Annotated in this window: 9 protein-coding genes; 8 read left to right on the forward strand and 1 reads right to left on the reverse strand. The window is 74.8% G+C overall.

Annotated features, from left to right (window positions below; genetic code table 11):
* Positions 1–115: 115 nt before the first annotated feature.
* Both Q3Y56_RS25965 and Q3Y56_RS25970 read left to right on the forward strand, forming a co-directional pair.
* Positions 116–1,933 (forward strand): PucR family transcriptional regulator, encoded by a 1,818-nt coding sequence (locus Q3Y56_RS25965; RefSeq protein ID WP_304464229.1) that lies wholly within the window; start codon positions 116–118, stop codon positions 1,931–1,933.
* 481 nt (positions 1,934–2,414) lie between these two features.
* Positions 2,415–3,860 carry an aldehyde dehydrogenase family protein gene (locus tag Q3Y56_RS25970; protein ID WP_304464230.1) on the forward strand — a complete coding sequence of 482 codons (1,446 nt, stop codon included), beginning with the start codon at positions 2,415–2,417 and terminating at the stop codon, positions 3,858–3,860.
* A 107-nt stretch (positions 3,861–3,967) separates the two neighbouring features.
* Here the strand turns inward: Q3Y56_RS25970 and Q3Y56_RS25975 are convergent, their stop codons facing one another.
* The gene (locus Q3Y56_RS25975; protein WP_304464231.1) at positions 3,968–9,940 is read right to left on the reverse strand and encodes a CHAT domain-containing protein; all 5,973 of its coding nucleotides are present in this window, start codon (positions 9,938–9,940) and stop codon (positions 3,968–3,970) included.
* Positions 9,941–10,617: 677 nt separating this feature from the next.
* Here Q3Y56_RS25975 and Q3Y56_RS25980 point away from each other — a divergent pair.
* The 6 genes from Q3Y56_RS25980 (at position 10,618) to Q3Y56_RS26005 (ending at position 18,176) form a co-directional block, all read left to right on the forward strand.
* Positions 10,618–12,573 (forward strand): acyl-CoA dehydrogenase family protein, encoded by a 1,956-nt coding sequence (locus Q3Y56_RS25980; RefSeq protein ID WP_304464232.1) that lies wholly within the window; start codon positions 10,618–10,620, stop codon positions 12,571–12,573.
* A 49-nt stretch (positions 12,574–12,622) separates the two neighbouring features.
* Positions 12,623–13,894, forward strand: a complete 1,272-nt coding sequence (gene dxr / locus Q3Y56_RS25985; RefSeq protein ID WP_304464233.1) for a 1-deoxy-D-xylulose-5-phosphate reductoisomerase — start codon at positions 12,623–12,625, stop codon at positions 13,892–13,894.
* Positions 13,891–15,195, forward strand: a complete 1,305-nt coding sequence (locus Q3Y56_RS25990) for an RIP metalloprotease (RefSeq protein ID WP_304464234.1) — start codon at positions 13,891–13,893, stop codon at positions 15,193–15,195. The genes dxr and Q3Y56_RS25990 overlap by 4 nt, the downstream gene beginning before the upstream one ends.
* 133 nt (positions 15,196–15,328) lie before the next feature.
* Entirely contained in the window at positions 15,329–16,483 is a 1,155-nt protein-coding gene (gene ispG, locus Q3Y56_RS25995) for a flavodoxin-dependent (E)-4-hydroxy-3-methylbut-2-enyl-diphosphate synthase (RefSeq protein ID WP_304464235.1), read from the forward strand.
* Positions 16,484–16,685: 202 nt separating this feature from the next.
* Positions 16,686–17,531: a GNAT family N-acetyltransferase gene (locus Q3Y56_RS26000; protein ID WP_304464236.1), complete on the forward strand. Its 846-nt coding sequence runs from the start codon at positions 16,686–16,688 to the stop codon at positions 17,529–17,531.
* A gap of 108 nt (positions 17,532–17,639) precedes the next feature.
* Positions 17,640–18,176: an N-acetyltransferase gene (locus Q3Y56_RS26005; RefSeq protein WP_304464237.1), complete on the forward strand. Its 537-nt coding sequence runs from the start codon at positions 17,640–17,642 to the stop codon at positions 18,174–18,176.
* Positions 18,177–18,200 lie beyond the last annotated feature (24 nt).

Here is an 18,200-nt window from a genome sequence, read left to right on the forward strand (position 1 = left end):
AGCGCAGTCGTTCATACAGGGCGGCGTACGCAGGGGGGAGCGGCGGAAGCCCGATCGGCCGCCCCCGCCCCCGCCCGCGCCCACCGCACGCCGCCGACGCCGTATCGAAGGTGCCATGCCTCCCACGCTCGCCTCCCTTGTCCACCACTCCGCGCTGAAACTGGCCGTGCTCGCGGGTGAGGACCGGCTGGAGACGCCCGTGCGCTGGGCCCACGTCAGCGAACTGGCCGACCCCGTGCCGTATCTGGACGGCGGCGAGCTGCTGCTCATCACCGCGATGAAGCTGGACGCCGGGAACGCCGACGCGATGCGCCGCTACGTGCGCAGGCTCGTCGGCGCGGGCGTCGTCGGCATCGGGTTCGCCGTCGGCGTCAACTACGACGAGGTGCCGCGCGCCCTGGTCGAGGCGGCCGCGGAAGCGGACCTCCCGCTGCTCGAAGTGCCCCGTAAGACACCGTTCATCGCCATCAGCAAGGCGGTCTCCGCGGCCATCGCCGCGGAGCAGTACCGGGCCGTGACCGCCGGCTTCGAGGCCCAGCGCGAGCTGACGCGCGCCGCGATCGGCGCCGACGGACCGGCCGCGCTGCTCGCCCGGCTCGCCGCCCACATCGACGGCTGGGCCGCGCTGTACGACGCCACCGGCGCGGTCGTGGCCGCCGCGCCCGACTGGGCGGCCCGCCGCGCCGCCCGGCTCGCCGCCGACGTGGAGCGGCTGCGGTCCCGGCCCGCGCCCGCGAGCGCCGTCGTCGGCGGAGACGGAAGCGGAGACGGCGGCGGGGAAGCGGAGGGGGAGGGGGAGAGGGAGGGCGCGGGTGACGACATCACCGCCGACCGGATCGAACTCCAGTCACTCGGCACCGGCCGCCGGGCCCGGGGCGTCCTCGCCGTCGGCACCGGCGCGCCCCTGGGCACCGCCGAGCGCTATGCCGTGAACTCCGCCGTGGCGCTGCTGACGTTGACGACCGAGCGTTCCCGCGCCCTCCAGGCGGCGGAGCAGCGGCTCGGCGCGGCGGTGCTGCGCATGCTGCTGGCGGGCGAACCCGACCATGCGCGGGCGGTGGCCGGGCGGCTGTACGGCGGTCTGCTCGACGCGCCCTTCCGGATGCTGGTCGCCGACGCGCTGCCGGGCGGCGGAGCCCAGCCCGCCCCCGGGACCGCCGACGCGGCGCCGGACCCCGCGGCCAGAGGGGCGGCGGTGGACGCGGCCAGGGGCGGCGGCCACGCCCCGTCCCAGCCCCCCGCACAGCCCCGGGCGGCGGGCGCGGAAGCCGCGCCCGACCCCCTCGGCGCACTGGCCGACGCCATGGAGACCGCCGCGGCCCGCACCGGCGAGGCCGTGCTCGTGGTCCCCGACGGCGAACGGCTCATCGTGCTCGCCCCGGACGGCGGCGCGGCCGTCGCCGCCTGCGCGGAGTACGCGGCGGCGGTGGAGGCCCTGCGCGGTACCGCCGCCCGCCCACGCGACCGCGGTGCCGCCGCACCGGGACCGGACCTGGTGATCGGCCTGTCCGCCCCGGCCGGACCGATCGCGGCCGCCGGCGCCTACCGGCAGGCCGAGCAGGCGCTGTCGGTGGCGCGGCGGCGCGGCCGCGTGCTCGTCGAACACGAGGAGGTCGCCGCCGGATCCGTCCTGCCGCTGCTGGCCGACGACGCCGTGCGGGCCTTCGCCGACGGCATGCTGCGGGCCCTGCGCGAACACGACGCGACCGGCCGCGGTGACCTGGTGGCGTCGCTGCGGGCCTGGCTGTCCCGGCACGGCCAGTGGGACGCGGCCGCCGCCGACCTCGGCGTGCACCGGCACACCCTGCGCTACCGGATGCGGCGCGTGGAGGAGATCCTCGGGCGCTCGCTGGACGATCCGGACGTACGGATGGAACTGTGGCTGGCTCTCAAGGCCGTGTCGCCTCCCGGCGAGGGCCCGTCGGGCGCGTGACCCGACGGCGCGCGGGGCTCGCGCGGCGGCCGCGACCCGCTGCCGTTGCCGGCGCTTGGGCGCCGTCTGCGACCCGCTGCCGTTGCCGGTGCTTGGGTGCCGTCTGCGACCCGGTGCCAGTGCCGGTGCTTGGGTGCCGTCTGCGACCCGTGCCCGGCCACCGGGCAGGCGCACCCGTACGGCGCCGCATCGCACCACGCACGCGCGGCACCACCCACCGGGCACAGGCGCTCCACCCACCGGGCAAAAGACGCCGGGCGGCAGCGGCCACCCACCGGCAGAACGCGCCCGCGCCGCGGCACCGGCCACCACGCCCAGCCCCCCGGCTCCGCCGGAACACGTCCCCGCACGCCAAAGCGGTGCGCCGCGCGCCGCGACTGCTACGGCTCGGACAAACGACCCGCGGCCGCCCCACCCCTACCGTGGACCCAGAGAACCACCGCACCACCAACCCACCACTTCGGAAGGGCCGGGATCCGCTGTGACCACCACCCACGCGTTCTGGCTCGCCGGCCGTAAGGCGACCGGCGAGGACACCTTCGACGTCACGTCCCCCTGGGACGGCCGTCACGTCGGCACCGTGAGCGTCCCCACCGAGGCCCAGGTCGAGGAGGCCGTGGCCGCCGCCCACGCCGTGCGGGACGAGTTCGCCGCGACCCCCGCGCACGTCCGGGCGGCCGCCCTGGACCACGTCTCGAAGCGGCTCGCGGAGCGCACCGAGGAGATCGCCCAGCTGATCTCCGCCGAGAACGGCAAGCCCGTCAAGTGGGCGCGCGGCGAGGTCGGCCGTGCCGTCTCCGTGTTCCGTTTCGCGGCCGAGGAGGCCCGCAGGTTCAACGGCGGCGAGGCGCAGCGGCTGGACACCGACGCCGGCGGCGCCGGGCGGCTGGCGCTCACCCGCCGCTTCCCGCGCGGCACCGTGCTGGGCATCGCGCCGTTCAACTTCCCGCTGAACCTGTGCGCCCACAAGATCGCCCCGGCCATCGCCGTCGGCGCGCCGATCATCCTCAAGCCCGCGCCCGCCACCCCGCTGTCCGGGCTTCTCCTCGGCGAGCTGCTCGCCGAGACCGAGCTGCCCGCGGGCTCGTGGAGCGTGCTGCCGGTCCCGAACGACCGGATGCCCGCGCTCGTCCAGGACGAGCGGCTGCCGGTGATCTCCTTCACCGGTTCCGACAAGGTCGGCTACGCGATCATGGACTCGGTCCCGCGCAAGCACTGCACGCTGGAGCTGGGCGGCAACGGCGCGGCGGTCGTCCTGTCGGACTTCTCCTCCGACGAGGACCTGGACTGGGCGGCCACCCGCATCGCCACCTTCTCCAACTACCAGGGTGGCCAGTCCTGCATCAGCGTGCAGCGCGTCATCGCCGACGCCTCCGTCTACGACCGGCTCGTGCCGAAGATCGTGGCCGCCGTCGAGGCCCAGGTCACCGGTGACCCGTCCGACGCCGCCACCGACGTCGGCCCGCTGGTCAGCGAGGACGCCGCCCGGCGCGTCGAGTCCTGGGTCGACGAGGCCGTCGAGGCCGGCGCCCGGCTGCTCACCGGCGGCAAGCGCGACGGCGCGGCCTACGCGCCGACCGTGCTGGAGGACGTCCCGGCCGGTGCCACGATCGCTGGCGAAGAGGTCTTCGGCCCGGTGCTCACCCTGACGAAGGTGGACGGCGAGGCCGCCGCCTTCGCCGCCGTCAACGACTCCAAGTACGGCCTCCAGGCGGGCGTGTTCACCCACGACGTGCAGACCGCGTTCCGCGCCCACCGCGCCCTGGAGGTCGGCGGCGTGATCGTCGGCGACGTGCCGTCCTACCGGGCCGACCAGATGCCGTACGGCGGTGCCAAGCAGTCCGGCGTCGGCCGGGAGGGCGTGGCCTACGCGATGGAGGACTACACGTACGAGCGCGTCCTGGTGCTCACCGGGCTCGCCCTGTAGCACCCCCCTGTAGAGCGCGTCCCCGAGCGCGTACCCCCGTAGAGCGCGACAAGCCTGGCCGTTCCGGTCTGTTCCGTTCCGGTCATCCGGTTCGGCCAGGCAGTCCGTCAGGCGCCCACGTGCAGGTACGCCGCCCACAGCGCGGGCGCCATCGGGTACGCCTCACGCACGCCCCGCACCGCCTGGTGCAGGGCGTGCGCCGCGTCACGGGCCGACGGCGGGGCCGCGGCGCCCGCGGCCGTGCTGGTCAGCGCGCCGTAGAAGTCCTCGGCGATCCGTGCCGCCGTGCCGTCGTCCACGGGCCACAGGGTGCCGATCACCTGCGCGTACCCGGCCATGTGGAACGCCCCGGTGACGTGCACCGGTTCGACGGCCGCCGTCCGCGGCCCGCGCGCCGTCGTACACGCCGTCAGATACGCCAACTCGCCGTCCGTGAGCCCCAGCCGGGCGACGTCCGCGATCGTGCACGGACCGGTCGCCCGGTCGTGGAGCAGCACCCGGCTCGCCGACAGGTCGTCCAACACGCTCACGGCAGGGCACGCGAAGTGCACCCAGCGGTGCCGGGCCAGCGTGTCCAGGACCACGTCCCGGCGGGCCCGCTCACCCGTCAGCACCCTGCTGCCGGGCACCCGGCCGGTCAGCGCGAACGTCTCGCGCGCCACCTCCTGCCCTGCCTCCGCCGCCTCCCGCGCCGCCTCCCGTGCTGCCGCGGCCGGTTCCGGCGCGCCGGGATCCACCACCAGCGGCTCCACGCGGCCGCCCGGCTGCCGACCGGTACGGGAGCGGGCGCGCACCAGGGCGCGGACGGTCGGTGCGTACGAGGACACCACCCGGTCCGGTACGCCGCCGGTGACGACACCGGCGGGGGAGAGCGGTCCGGCGGCGTGCAGCGGCAGCGCGGTCAGCGGACCCGTCGGGACCCACCACAGGCGCGGCAGCGGGCGGTCGCCGCGCCTCCGGCCGCGCCTGCCGTGCCTGCCTTGCCGTCCCGTCAGCCGCAGCGCTTTGAGTACGGGTTCCGCCACGGCGTCCCACAACCACCCGAGCACCCCGGCGACTTCCGCCTGGGCAGCGAGCCGCCCGGCCGGGGGGACGGCGGGGTCGTGCGCGGCGCGGACGGCGGCGAGAAACGCCGATGTACGGCGCTGCGCCTCCGCATAGCCGAGCGCGGGCAGCGGCACGGTCTGCAGCGTGCCCTCGGTCAGCAGCAGCGCGTCGCAGCGCAGCGGGCTGACGTTGACGACCACCACGGGGCCGTCCTCCGCGGCCGTCAGCAGCTCCGCCAACCCGGGGGGACGCAGGAAGTCCGCGAATCCCGGCTGGCGGCGGATACGTTCCTTCAGTCGGTCCCACTCCTCGGCCAGCGCGTGCCGGTCCTCCCCGTGCAGCGCGGCCGTCGTCGTGTCGCCCGCCACCGCCCGCCTGACGGCATTGGCGGTGGGGCCGGAGAGCCCCGCGGTGCCGGCGGAGGAGAAGACGTCGGGCTCCGGCCGGTCGAGAGCCTCCCGCAACTGGACGAACCGGTCCACCAGCCCTGAATGCCGCTTCCGCAGATCCGCCGGTTCGGTACGGGTCCCCAGCGCCTGCGAGAGCAGCACACCGCGGCCCTGCTCCAGCAGCCGCAGCGCGCGCCCGGGGTCCCCGGCCTCGATCGCACAGGCCGCCGCGTACGAGGGCAGACCGGCCAAGCGCTGCGACACCCTTTCGCGCCCGGCGCGGTCCGGCCCCCGAGCGGCACGAACCCCGGCCCCGTCACCGGCCACGCCTCCCGCACCGGCCGGGGCGCTGGCGTCGCCCTCGGGCGCGGCGTCCGTGCCCGAGCCGTGGGACGCCATGCGCTGGAGCAGTTCCACCGCCAGCGCGGCGGCATCCAGGGCATGCGCCGCCCCGCCGCTCCGGTGCGCGCTCGACGCCCAGCGCCGGGCGGCCTCCACGCGTTCGCTGACGGCGGCCGTCGGGTCCTCGGCGGCCTGCCGGTACCCCGCCTCCGATGCCGACCGGGCCGCCGCGTCGTCCTCCGCCGCGCCTCGTAGCCCCAGTGCCCACGCGTACGTGGTCAGCGCCCGTGCACGCAGCGCGTGCCCCGCGGGCACCGCGTCCGCGGTCTCCCGGGCGACCCGGATCAGCACGTCGAGGGAGGCGCCGGTGCCCAACACACTGTGTTCCAGGCGGGCGATCTCGGTCAGTACCCGCAGCCGTTCGGGACGGTCGGGATGGCCCGCCGGCGTCCCGGCCACCGCGCGCCTGCCCGCGGCCGCCGCACCCGCCAGGTCGCCGGAGTCCCCGCCGACCGTATAGCGATGCAGCAGACACAGGCTCAGACCGGCCTGGAGGCGGGGGTACAGCGGCCGGTCGGCCGGGGTGGCCGCCAGGGCGGCGCGCGCCAGCCCGACCGCCTCGTCGAGCGCCGCACGGGCGCCGATCCCGAAGGAGCCGTTCGACGGAGGCGAGCCGTTCGACGGGGGCAAGCCGCCGGCCGCGGGCGGGAGGGACTCTGACGGGTCGCCGGGCGCACATGGGCCGCCCGGCGCGTCCCGGTCGATGGCGCCCCAGCCCAACCCGTCCCGCAGCGCCTCGCTGAGCTGCGCACGGGCCAGGGCCTGCTCCTCGCTGCCTTCTGGGGCGGCCGCCACGGCCTCCCGCACGAACGCGATCGCCTCGGTCAGCGCCGCGGCATCGCCGAAGTGCGCGAACGCCGCCCGCAGGCAGCCGCCCATGCCGAGCAACCGCGCGCAACGGCGCGGATCGTGCGGCGCGGTGGCGGCCACCACGCCCCGCATCAGCTCGACGGCGACGGTCAGGTCGCCGCCGTCGCCCATGCGCAGCCACCGCAGCCGCAGTGTTTCGGCGAGACGCGCCCGGACGGCGGTCCGGTCCGAACCGCCGTCTTCCCCCACCGCTGCCTCCGCCGGACTCTGCCCGGGCGGTGCCCCCGGGACATGCCCCCGGCCGGTGGTCAGGCAGTCATGGAACAGGCCGATCGCCTGGTCCAGATCCCGCCGGTCGCCGCCGTGCTCGTAGCGCGACCACAGGGCGATGCCGAGCCCGTTGGCGGCCGCCCCGCGCACCTCGGTGTCGACCGCGCCCCGCACCGCCGCCGCGAACCCGCTGATCGCCCGCTCCAGGTCGGGCAGCCTGCCGTCGCGCTCGTACGCGGCGTGGTGAGCGGAGGCGCGCCGTACCTCCTCGTCCCAGGAGGCCCTGGCGGAGCGCGCGGCGACGCGCGGCGCGCGACGGTCGCGGGCCGTCTGGATCGCCCGCCGGGAATGCAGGCAGGTGTCCAGTTCGGTGCGGATCCGGTCGCGCTCCGGGGCGTCGACGGGGGCCGCCCGCAGCGCGCGTTCGTACACGTCGACGGCCTCGTCCAGGGCGGCGAAGTCGGAGTCGCTCAGCGCGTACTGGAGCAGGGCGGCACCCAGTTGGCGCAGCCGTCCGACGTGCCGCGGATGTCCGGCGTGCGTGCCGCCCACCGCCGCCCTGCCCAGCGCGACCGCCTCTTTCAGCAGCTCCGGGCCACCCGGCTCGTACCGGGCCCGGTGCACCAGGGCGCGGGCCAGGTCGGACTGGAGCCCGGCGCAGGCGCGGTGGAGGGGCGGCAGGACGGCCAGGCCGCGCCGGTACAGCGCGATGGACTCGTCCAGTACGGCCGGGTCGTAGGTCCGCGCGAACACGTCGTGCAGGGAGGCCGCGAGCGCCGACAGGTGGCGGCTGTACGCGGGGTCCTCGGGCGACGCCGCGGCGACCGCCGCCCGGCCCGTCTCGACCGCTTCGCGGAGGGTGCCGGGTGACTTGTGGCGTTCGTAGCGGAGCCGCAGCAGCGTCCCGAGCGTGGACAGGCTGAGAACCCGGTGTGGATCGCCCTCCGGTCGGTGCGCGTAGCCGATGACGGCGGTCCGGCACAGCTCCAGGGCCAGGCCGAGCGTCCGGGGATCGCCGGTGCGGGCATAGGCCAGGCGTGCCCGCTCGGCGGAGCGGAGGGGTTCGGAGGGGTCGACGGTGACCGGCGGAGGCCCGCCGCGCTCCGACGGGTCCGCGGGCCGGGACCCTCCGTCGCGGAACGGCGGGCGCACCGGCTCGGTGAGCCTGGCGTCAGGCCGCTCGACATCGGGATGCCCGGTCTCCGGCCGCACGGTCTCCGGATGCCGGGGCTCCGGCCGCCCGGTGTCCGGCCCCACGATGTCCGGCATGGCCTCCGGCCGCCCGGTCGCCGGCCGCACGGTCTCCGGCTGCCCGATGTCCGGCCGCCCGGCGTTCGGGGCGTGGGTCGCCGGGCTGGGGGGCGCGATCCGCTCGTACGGGAGGTGTTCGCGCGCGGGGGCGCCACCGCGCGCGCGAGGGGCGTACGCGGCGCTGTCCGGCGCCGGGGCGGCGTGCCCCTGGTGCTCGGGTGCCGGGCCGTCGCGCAGCGTGGCAAGGGACGCGGAGGGTCCGGGGCCCGCCGCCCCGCCGGGCCCCGGGCTGGCGGACGCCGCGTACTCGGGCCCTGCGGCGGAAGCCGCGGGACGCGCGACCGGGGCCACACACGCGAGCCACCCGGGCGCCCCGCCACCCTCGCCCTCCGGCCCGCCGGACATGGAGATGGGGCCGCCGGGCACGGGGCCGCTGGGCACAGAGGGGCTGGCCACGGGGCCGCTGGGCAGAGGGCCGCCGAGTGCGGGGCCGCGACGTACGGGGCGGCCTGGCCCGGGACTGGCCGCCGCCGGCCTGCCCCGCCCACAGCCGCCTCCCTCGGCCTTCGTCCGGGCGGTACCGGCCGGAAGCGCTCCCACTTGGGGCGCGGGAGCCACCGGTCCGCCGGATGCCGACTCGCACGGCCCGCTGGCGGCCTCCGAGGCCCCGGACGCGGGCCCCGGGCCGCCCGATGCCGGCGGCGCAAGCACCGGGCGGCCCGGTTCCGGAGCGTTCGCTACGCGGGGACGAGGAGCCGGCCCCGGGGGTTCCGCCGCCGAGACGCCCGACGGGCCAGCCAGGACTGGGGCCGCCGGGGTGCATGCGTGTCCGCTCGGGGGTTCGGGAGCCGGGGCAGCCGACGAACGGCCCGGAGCGGGGCCCGTCAGAGTGCCCGCGGGGCCCGCCAGCGAGGCGCCCGGGACTGTCCCCGCCGGAGCGCACGCGTATCCGCTCGGGGGTTCGGGCCCCCGGGTGGCTGCCCGGCGCCCGACGGCGGGATCGGCCGCGCCGCAGGCATGTCCGTCTGGTGCGGCGCCCAGGGCGGGGTCCGCCGGAGCGCACGCGTGTCCGTGCAGGGGCTCGGGAGTCCGGGCGGTTGCCCGGCCCCTGGGGGCCGGATCGGCCGCGCCGTGGACATATCCGTTGCGCGAGGCGCCCCCGGCGGGTTCCGCCGCGCCCCAGGCGTGGCCGTTCGGCGAGGCGCCCGGGACTGGCCCCGCCGGAGTGATCGCGTGTCCCTGTGGGGGTTCGGGCATCCGGGTTGCTGCCCGGCGCCCGGCGGCGGGATCGGCCACGCCGCCGGTGGGTCCGCCAGGCGAGGCGCCCCCGGCGGGTCCACCAGGCGAGGCGCCCTCGGCATGTCCGCCGGGCGAGGCGTCCCCGGCGGGCTCCGCCGCGCCGTGTGTGTGGCCGCCCAGTGAGGCCGCCAGTGTTGCCGCCAGCGCGTCGCCCGCCGCGCCCGCTCGGCGCAACAGCTCCCACGCTTCCCGTTCGCGGCCGTCGGAGACCAGCAGCAGCGCCAGGTTGCCCATGGCGTCCGCGCTGCCCGCCTCCGCGCCGCGGCGGAACCAGCCGATCGCCTCCCGTATCTCGCCGCGTCCGCGCAGGACCCGCCCCAGGTGGTTGGCCGCCTCGCCGTCGCCGTTCAGGGCGGCCTGTCCCAGCCAGCGTTCGGCCTCGGCCGTCCGCCCCTGCCGTACGAGGACGAGCCCGAGGCTGCCCATCGCCTCCGTCGAGCCGCGATGGGCCGCACGCCGGTACAGGCCCACCGCCGTGTCGGTGTCGCCCAGCATGCGGGCGTGGATGTCCGCGGCGGCGCAGAGGATCTCCGGGTCCTCGCACTGCTCGGCGCGTCGCAGCCACACCCGCGCCCCCGACTCGTCGTCGAACACCGCCTGATGCAGCGCCATGCCGATCGCGCCCGGCGGATCCTCGGGTCGGGCGCCGCGCGCGGCCGTTCGCGCGCCGGCACCCGTGCCCGCCCCTCCAGCCGTGCCCGTGCCCGTCCCCGTACGCGCGCCTGCACCCGCCCCCGTAGTCGCACTGATACGCGCGCCTACGCCCGCATTCGGACTCGCGCCCGCATCCGGACTCGCGCTCGCACTCGCGCACGCACCCCACACCGCGCAGCTCTCCGCGCCCATACCCGTACCCGCCCCCGTGCCGGTCCTGTCATCGCGCCCACCCCGCCTGCGGCGTGACGATCGGAAAGGCCACCGTCCGGCCATGCGAGCACCCCCCAGCGCGGCGCAGATCCCGCGCGCCGAGTGTGTCAGGAGACGGCGCGCGAAGTGCCGTAATCCGAACTTCTCCGTTACGTGGAGTAGCGTTTCGGACAAGGCGCGGCGAATGCCGGACACCACGGCCACTCCCCGCCCCCTGGGCCGACGGGGCGACGGCTCCCCGCAGCCTGGTACACATCGCCCCCATCGGGTACATACGCAGCACAGCCCAGCTACACCCAGCTCAGCTACAGCACCCAGCTCAGCACAGCACCGGTCCCCCCCGGCGGCGACCGGGAAGGACGACTCTCCGACGACGACTCCCCGACGACGACTCTCCGACACCGCGGCGAGGTGAGCCCCTCATGCGTGCTCGTACCGTCCCCGAACACACTCCCGCGCGTTCCGTCTCCGAGCGCGAGGCCCGGCAGGTTGCCGAGGCCGCCCGGGAGCAGCAGTGGCGCAAGCCCAGCTTCGCCAAGGAGCTGTTCCTCGGCCGGTTCCGGCTCGACCTGATCCACCCTCACCCCGCGCCCGCCCCGGACGACGTACGACGCGGCGAGGCGTTCCTGGCGAAGCTGCGGCACTTCTGCGAGACCGGCATCGACGCGGCCCGGATCGAGCGCGAGGCCCGCATCCCCGACGAGACCGTCCGCGGTCTCAAGGAGCTCGGCGCCTTCGGGATGAAGATCGACACCGCGTACGGCGGCCTCGGGCTCACCCAGCTGTACTACAACAAGGCCCTCGCCCTGATCGGCTCGGTCAGCCCCGCCATCGGCGCGCTGCTCTCCGCCCACCAGTCCATCGGCGTGCCGCAGCCGGTCAAGCAGTTCGGGACGCAGGCCCAGAAGGACGCCTACCTGCCGCGCTGCGCCCGCGGCGACATCTCGGCCTTCCTGCTCACCGAGCCCGACGTGGGCTCCGACCCGGCCCGGCTCGCGACGACCGCCGTGCCCGACGGCGATGACGCCTACGTCCTCGACGGCGTGAAGCTGTGGACCACCAACGGGGTCGTCGCCGACCTGCTCATCGTGATGGCCCGCGTGCCCGTCTCCGAGGGCCACAAGGGCGGCATCACCGCCTTCATCGTCGAAGCCGACGCCGAGGGCATCACCGTGGAGCACCGCAACGCCTTCATGGGGCTGCGCGGCATCGAGAACGGCGTCACCCGCTTCCACCGGGTCCGGGTCCCCGCCACCGACCGCATCGGCCCCGAGGGCGCCGGACTGAAGATCGCGCTGACCACCCTCAACACCGGTCGGCTGTCGCTGCCCGCCATCTGCGCGGGCGCCGGCAAGTGGTGCCTGAAGATCGCCCGCGAGTGGTCCGCGGCCCGGGAGCAGTGGGGCAAGCCCATCGCCCGGCACGAGGCCGTCGGCGCCAAGATCTCCTTCATCGCCGCCACCACCTTCGCCCTGGAGGCGGTCATCGACCTCGCCTCCCAGATGGCCGACGAGAACCGCAACGACATCCGTATCGAAGCGGCGCTCGCCAAGCTCTACGGCAGCGAGATGTCCTGCCGGATGGCCGACGAACTGGTGCAGATCCGCGGTGGCCGCGGCTTCGAGACGGCCGACTCCCTCGCCGCCCGCGGCGAGCGCGCCGTCCCCGCCGAACAGCTCCTGCGCGACTTGCGCATCAACCGCATCTTCGAGGGCTCCACCGAGATCATGCACCTGCTCATCGCCCGCGAGGCGGTCGACGCGCACCTGTCCGTGGCGGGCGATCTCATCAACCCCGAGAGCTCGCTGTCCGACAAGGGCCGGGCCGCCGCCCGTGCCGGCGGCTTCTACGCCCGCTGGCTGCCCGGCCTGGTCACCGGCCCCGGGCATCTGCCGCGCTCCTACGGCGAGTTCCACCCGCCCGGCCACCGCGACCTGTCCGGCCATCTGCGCTACGTGGAGCGCTCGGCCCGCAGGCTGGCCCGGTCCACGTTCTACGGCATGTCCCGCTGGCAGGGCCGGATGGAGACCAAGCAGGGCTTCCTGGGGCGCGTCGTGGACATCGGCGCCGAGCTGTTCGCGATGAGCGCGTCCTGCGTACGGGCCGAGATGATGCGCGCGGCCGGCAACCACGGCGCCGAGGCGTACCAGCTCGCCGACGCCTTCTGCCGGCAGGCCAGGATCCGCGCCGACGAGCTCTTCGGCCGGTTGTGGACCAACACCGACACCCTCGACCGCGCCGTCGTCTCGGAGGTCCTGGGCGGCTCGTACGGCTGGCTGGAGGACGGCGTGATCGACGCCAGCGGCGACGGACCGTGGATCGCCGAGTCCACCCCGGGCCCGTCCACCAGGCCCAGCGCCCGCCGCCCCTTCGGCTGACCGGAGCCCGCCGCGATCCCCGGGGGCGGTGCTCGGCCACAATGGGGGGATGACGGAAACCCTGGCTGACCCGCACCTACGCTTCGAGGCGGCCACCGCCGACCCCGGGGCCCCGCGCGACATCGTGATCCTGGGATCCACGGGATCGATCGGCACCCAGGCCATCGACGTGGTGCTGAGCAACCCCGACCGCTTCCGGGTGACCGGCCTGTCCGCCGCGGGCGGGCGCGTCGACCTGCTCGCCGAGCAGGCCCACACCCTGCGGGTGCGCACCGTCGCCGTGGCCCGGGCCGACAAGGCCCCCGCCCTGCGGGAAGCGCTCGCGGGGCGGTACGGACAGGGGGAGCCGCTGCCGGAGATCCTGGCCGGCCCGGACGCCGCCACCGAGCTGGCCCAGTCGCCCTGCCACACGGTGCTCAACGGCATCACCGGGTCCATCGGCCTCGCGCCGACCCTCGCCGCCCTGGAGGCGGGCCGCACCTTGGCGCTGGCCAACAAGGAGTCGCTGATCGTCGGCGGCCCGCTGGTGAAGGCCCTGGCCAAGCCCGGTCAGATCATCCCCGTCGACTCCGAGCACGCCGCCCTGTTCCAGGCCCTGGCGGCCGGGACCCGCGCCGACGTGCGCAAGCTCGTCGTCACCGCCTCCGGCGGGCCCTTCCGGGGCCGTACCAAGGCGGAGCTGGTGAACGTCACGCCCGAGGACGCCCTCGCCCACCCGACCTGGGCGATGGGCCCGGTGATCACCGTCAACTCGGCGACCCTGGTCAACAAGGGGCTGGAGGTCATCGAGGCACATCTGCTCTACGACGTCCCGTTCGACCGCATCGAGGTCGTCGTCCACCCTCAGTCCTACGTTCACTCGATGGTGGAATTCGTCGACGGTTCGACGATCGCGCAGGCCACCCCGCCCGACATGCGCGGCCCGATCGCGATCGGCCTCGGCTGGCCGGAGCGGGTGCCGGACGCCGCCCCCGCCTTCGACTGGTCCACGGCGTCGACCTGGGAGTTCCTGCCGCTCGACACCGAGGCGTTCCCCTCGGTGGGGCTCGCCCGGCACGTCGGCGGCCTCGGCGGCACCGCCCCGGCGGTCTTCAACGCGGCCAACGAGGAGTGCGTCGCCGCCTTCCTCGACCGGAAGCTGCCCTTCAACGGGATTGTCGATACGGTCGCCGAGGTGGTGGCGGAACACGGCACCCCCGCCAGGGGAACCCGGCTGACGGTCGCGGACGTCCTCGAAGCGGAGGCGTGGGCCCGCTCCCGCGCCCGTGAACTCGCCGCCCGTGCGGCGCACGCGACAGCGACCCCGGAGGCCCGCGTATGACAGCCCTGATGACGGTCCTCGGGATAGTCGTCTTCGTCCTCGGACTGCTCTTCTCGATCGCCTGGCACGAGCTCGGCCATCTCTCCACGGCCAAGCTCTTCGGCATCCGGGTGCCGCAGTACATGGTCGGCTTCGGGCCGACGATCTTCTCCCGCAAGAAGGGGGAGACGGAGTACGGCGTCAAGGCGGTCCCGCTCGGCGGCTACATCCGCATGATCGGGATGTTCCCGCCCGGCGACGACGGGAAGATCACCGCCCGCTCCACCTCGCCGTGGCGCGGGATGATCGAGGACGCCAGGTCGGCGGCGTACGAGGAGCTCCAGCCCGGCGACGAGAAGCGGTTGTTCTACACCCGCAAGCCGTGGAAGCGCGTCATCGTGATGTTCGCCGGGCCGTTCATGAACCTGGTGCTGGCCGTGGTGATCTTCCTCGGGGTCATGATGACCTTCGGGCTCAACACCGAGACCACCACCGTCGGCTCGGTCCAGAAGTGCGTGGTCCCGGCCTCCGCCAAGGACACCGACAAGTGCCCCAAGGACGCCGAGGAGACCCCGGCCAACAAGGCGGGGCTGCGGGCGCGGGACAAGATCGTCGCCCTGGGCGGCGTGCCCACACCGGACTGGCCCACCCTTCAGAAGAACATCCGCAAGACCACCGGCGCGACCACCGTCACGGTCGAGCGGGACGGCAAGCGTATGGACCTCCACGCGGTCCTCATCAAGAACGAGGTCGCCAAGACCGACGGCCACGGCGGCTATGTGGAGGGCGAGACCGTCAAGGCCGGCTTCCTCGGCTTCACGCCCGCCCACGGCATCGTCGAGCAGTCCTTCGGCCAGTCGGTGGACCGCATGGGCGACATGGTCGAGCAGGGGGTCGACTCGCTGATCGCGCTGCCGTCGAAGATCCCCGACCTGTGGGACGCGGCCTTCGGCGACGGCGAGCGCAAGGCGGACTCCCCGATGGGCGTGGTCGGCGCCGCCCGCGTCGGCGGCGAGATCACCACGCTCGACATCCCGGCGTCGCAGCAGGTCGCGACCATGCTCTTCCTGGTCGCGGGCTTCAACCTGTCGCTGTTCCTGTTCAACATGCTGCCGCTGCTGCCGCTGGACGGCGGGCACATCGCGGGCGCGGTGTGGGAATCGGTGCGCCGCCACATGGCACGGCTGTTCCGCCGCCCCGACCCCGGCCCGTTCGACGTGGCCAAGCTCATGCCCGTCGCCTACGTGGTCGCGGGGATCTTCATCTGCTTCACCCTGCTGGTGCTGGTCGCCGACCTGGTGAATCCCGTACGGATTACCTGATGGTGCTCATTGGGGTGAGCCGCGGGGAGTGATGTGCTGGCGGATGCCCCGGTGCCGTAATCTCGAAGCCCTGAGAGCCCGCCGATCCCGGGCGGGACAGGACCATGATCCAAACCTTGGGGTTGCTCGCCAGATGACTGCCATCTCGCTCGGAATGCCGTCCGTACCGGCCAAGCTCGCCGACCGCCGGGTCAGCCGCAAGATCCAGGTCGGGTCGGTCGCGGTCGGCGGCGACGCGCCCGTGTCGGTGCAGTCGATGACGACGACGGTGACGGCGGACATCGGCGCGACGCTCCAGCAGATCGCGGAGCTGACGGCATCGGGGTGCCAGATCGTGCGGGTGGCGTGCCCGTCGCAGGACGACGCGGACGCGCTGCCGGTGATCGCGAAGAAGTCGCAGATTCCGGTGATCGCGGACATCCACTTCCAGCCGAAGTACGTGTTCGCGGCGATCGACGCCGGGTGCGCGGCGGTGCGCGTGAACCCCGGGAACATCCGGCAGTTCGACGACAAGGTGAAGGAGATCGCGAAGGCGGCCTCGGACGCCGGGGTGCCGATCCGCATCGGGGTGAACGCGGGGTCGCTGGACAAGCGGTTGCTGGCGAAGTACGGGAAGGCGACGCCGGAGGCGCTGGTCGAGTCGGCCCTGTGGGAGTGCTCGCTGTTCGAGGAGCACGGCTTCCGCGACATCAAGATCTCGGTGAAGCACAACGACCCGGTGGTCATGGTCAACGCCTACCGGCAGCTCGCCGCCCAGTGCGACTACCCGCTGCACCTCGGCGTGACCGAGGCGGGCCCGGCGTTCCAGGGGACGATCAAGTCGGCCGTCGCGTTCGGCGCGCTGCTGAGCGAGGGGATCGGCGACACCATCCGCGTCTCGCTGTCCGCCCCGCCCGCCGAGGAGGTCAAGGTCGGCATCCAGATCCTGGAGTCGCTGAACCTGCGGCAGCGCCGGCTGGAGATCGTCTCGTGCCCGTCCTGCGGCCGTGCCCAGGTCGATGTGTACAAGCTGGCGGACCAGGTGACGGCGGGGCTGGACGGTCTTGAGGTGCCGCTGCGGGTCGCGGTCATGGGCTGTGTGGTCAACGGTCCGGGCGAAGCGCGCGAGGCCGACCTGGGCGTGGCCTCGGGCAACGGCAAGGGGCAGATCTTCGTCAAGGGCGAGGTGATCAAGACCGTGCCGGAGTCGAAGATCGTGGAGACCCTCATCGAAGAGGCCATGAAGATCGCCGAACAGATGGAGAAGGACGGCATCGCCTCCGGCGAGCCCGAGGTCAGCGTCGGCTGACCGCGCCACCGGCGCCACCGTGTGGCAGGGGCCCAGCCCCCGCCACATTGCGGCAGGGGCCCAGCCCCCGGCCCGAGGCCCACGGCGACCGCCCTCAGGACCGCACATCCCGGCGGGAGGTCACCCGCCGGGGTGGCGAGGTACAGTGCGGGAATCGAGTCCCCCTGGCCCGCAGGCCCGCAACGGTGAGGCAGACCGACACGTGCTCACGACCACCACCACCAGGGTTCTTGAGCCCGCCGAGCTCGAAGCGGCGCTCGCGGTCCTCGACCGCGACCCGGTCTCCAACGCCTTCGTCACCGCCCGCGTGCAGGCCGCGGGCCTCGACCCCTGGCGGCTCGGCGGCGAGATGTGGGGCTGGTACAGCGGCGGGCGGCTCGAATCGCTGTGCTACGCCGGGGCCAACCTCGTCCCCGTATGCGCCACCCCCGAGGCCGTCCGCGGCTTCGCCGAACGCGCCCGCCGCTCCGGCCGCCGCTGCTCCTCCATCGTCGGCCCCGCCGACGCCACCGCGGAGCTGTGGTCGCTGCTCGAACCCAGCTGGGGCCCGGCCCGCGAGGTCCGCCCCCGCCAGCCCCTCATGGTCACCACGTCCGTGCCCGCCGGCATCACGCCCGACCCGCTCGTGCGCCGCGTCCGCAAGGACGAGATGGACGTGATCATGCCGGCGTGCGTGGCGATGTTCACCGAGGAGGTCGGCGTCTCGCCGCTCGCGGGCGACGGCGGCCTGCTGTACCAGGCCCGCGTCGCCGAACTGGTCGGCACCGGCCGCTCCTTCGCCCGGATCGAGGACGGCCGGGTCGTCTTCAAGGCCGAGATCGGCGCGGCCACCCGGCACGCCTGCCAGATCCAGGGCGTGTGGGTCGCCCCCGAGTACCGCGGCCGCGGCTTGTCGGAGACCGGGATGGCGGCCGTCCTTCACCACGCGCTGCGCGAGGTCGCCCCCGTCGTCAGCCTCTACGTCAACGACTACAACACCGCGGCCCGCGCCGCCTACCGCCGTGTCGGCTTCCAGGAGGTCGGCGCGTTCATGAGCGTGCTGTTCTGACGCCGCCGCGGACGCCGAGCCTCGGACGCCCGAACCACGGCACGTCCCGCCTCGACCCCGTCCCGTCCGAACATCCGTTCAGCGCCGTCCGCCCAGTAGGGTGCCGCCATGGATGACGTCGTCGTCGGACCGCTCGACCTCGCCCCGCGCGTGGACGACGCCTTGGCCGTACAGGCACTCGCGTTCGGTCTCACGGACGAGGAGATCGGCGTACGACGCCACATCGTGCTCCGCCACCTCACCAACCCCGGCGCCCGCGCGTTCGGCGCCACCACCGGAGCCGGCCGGCTCGTCGGCTTCGTCTACGGCCTGCCCAACGACCGTACGCAGTGGTGGTCCACGATCGTCGAACCGTATCTGCGCGCCAACGGGTGCGACGACTGGCTGGACGACTCCTTCGTCGTCACCGAACTGCACGTCCACCCCGCCTACCAGAACCGCGGCATCGGCCGGGCCCTGATCACCACCCTCACCGACGGCGCCGAGCAGCCGCGCAGCATCCTCTCGGCCATCGACACCGACAGCCCCGCGCGCGGCCTCTACCGCGCCCTGGGCTACCACGACCTCGCCCGCCGGGTGCGGTTCCCGAGCGCGCCTCGCCCGTACGCGGTGATGGGCGCCGTCTTGCCGCTGCGGCGACGGTGATGGGGCGCCTGCCGGGGGTCCGGG

This window comes from Streptomyces sp. XD-27, from assembly GCF_030553055.1.
Taxonomy (GTDB): Bacteria; Actinomycetota; Actinomycetes; order Streptomycetales; family Streptomycetaceae; genus Streptomyces.

Bases quoted from the DNA above. Each gene is read 5' to 3' on its own strand.
- Q3Y56_RS25965 (WP_304464229.1), top strand. From the start codon at position 116: ATGCCTCCCACGCTCGCCTCCCTTGTCCACCACTCCGCGCTGAAACTG.
- Q3Y56_RS25975 (WP_304464231.1), bottom strand. From the start codon at position 9,940: ATGGCGCTGCATCAGGCGGTGTTCGACGACGAGTCGGGGGCGCGGGTG.
- Q3Y56_RS25980 (WP_304464232.1), top strand. From the start codon at position 10,618: ATGCGTGCTCGTACCGTCCCCGAACACACTCCCGCGCGTTCCGTCTCC.
- dxr (WP_304464233.1), top strand. From the start codon at position 12,623: ATGACGGAAACCCTGGCTGACCCGCACCTACGCTTCGAGGCGGCCACC.
- Q3Y56_RS25990 (WP_304464234.1), top strand. From the start codon at position 13,891: ATGACAGCCCTGATGACGGTCCTCGGGATAGTCGTCTTCGTCCTCGGA.
- ispG (WP_304464235.1), top strand. From the start codon at position 15,329: ATGACTGCCATCTCGCTCGGAATGCCGTCCGTACCGGCCAAGCTCGCC.
- Q3Y56_RS26005 (WP_304464237.1), top strand. From the start codon at position 17,640: ATGGATGACGTCGTCGTCGGACCGCTCGACCTCGCCCCGCGCGTGGAC.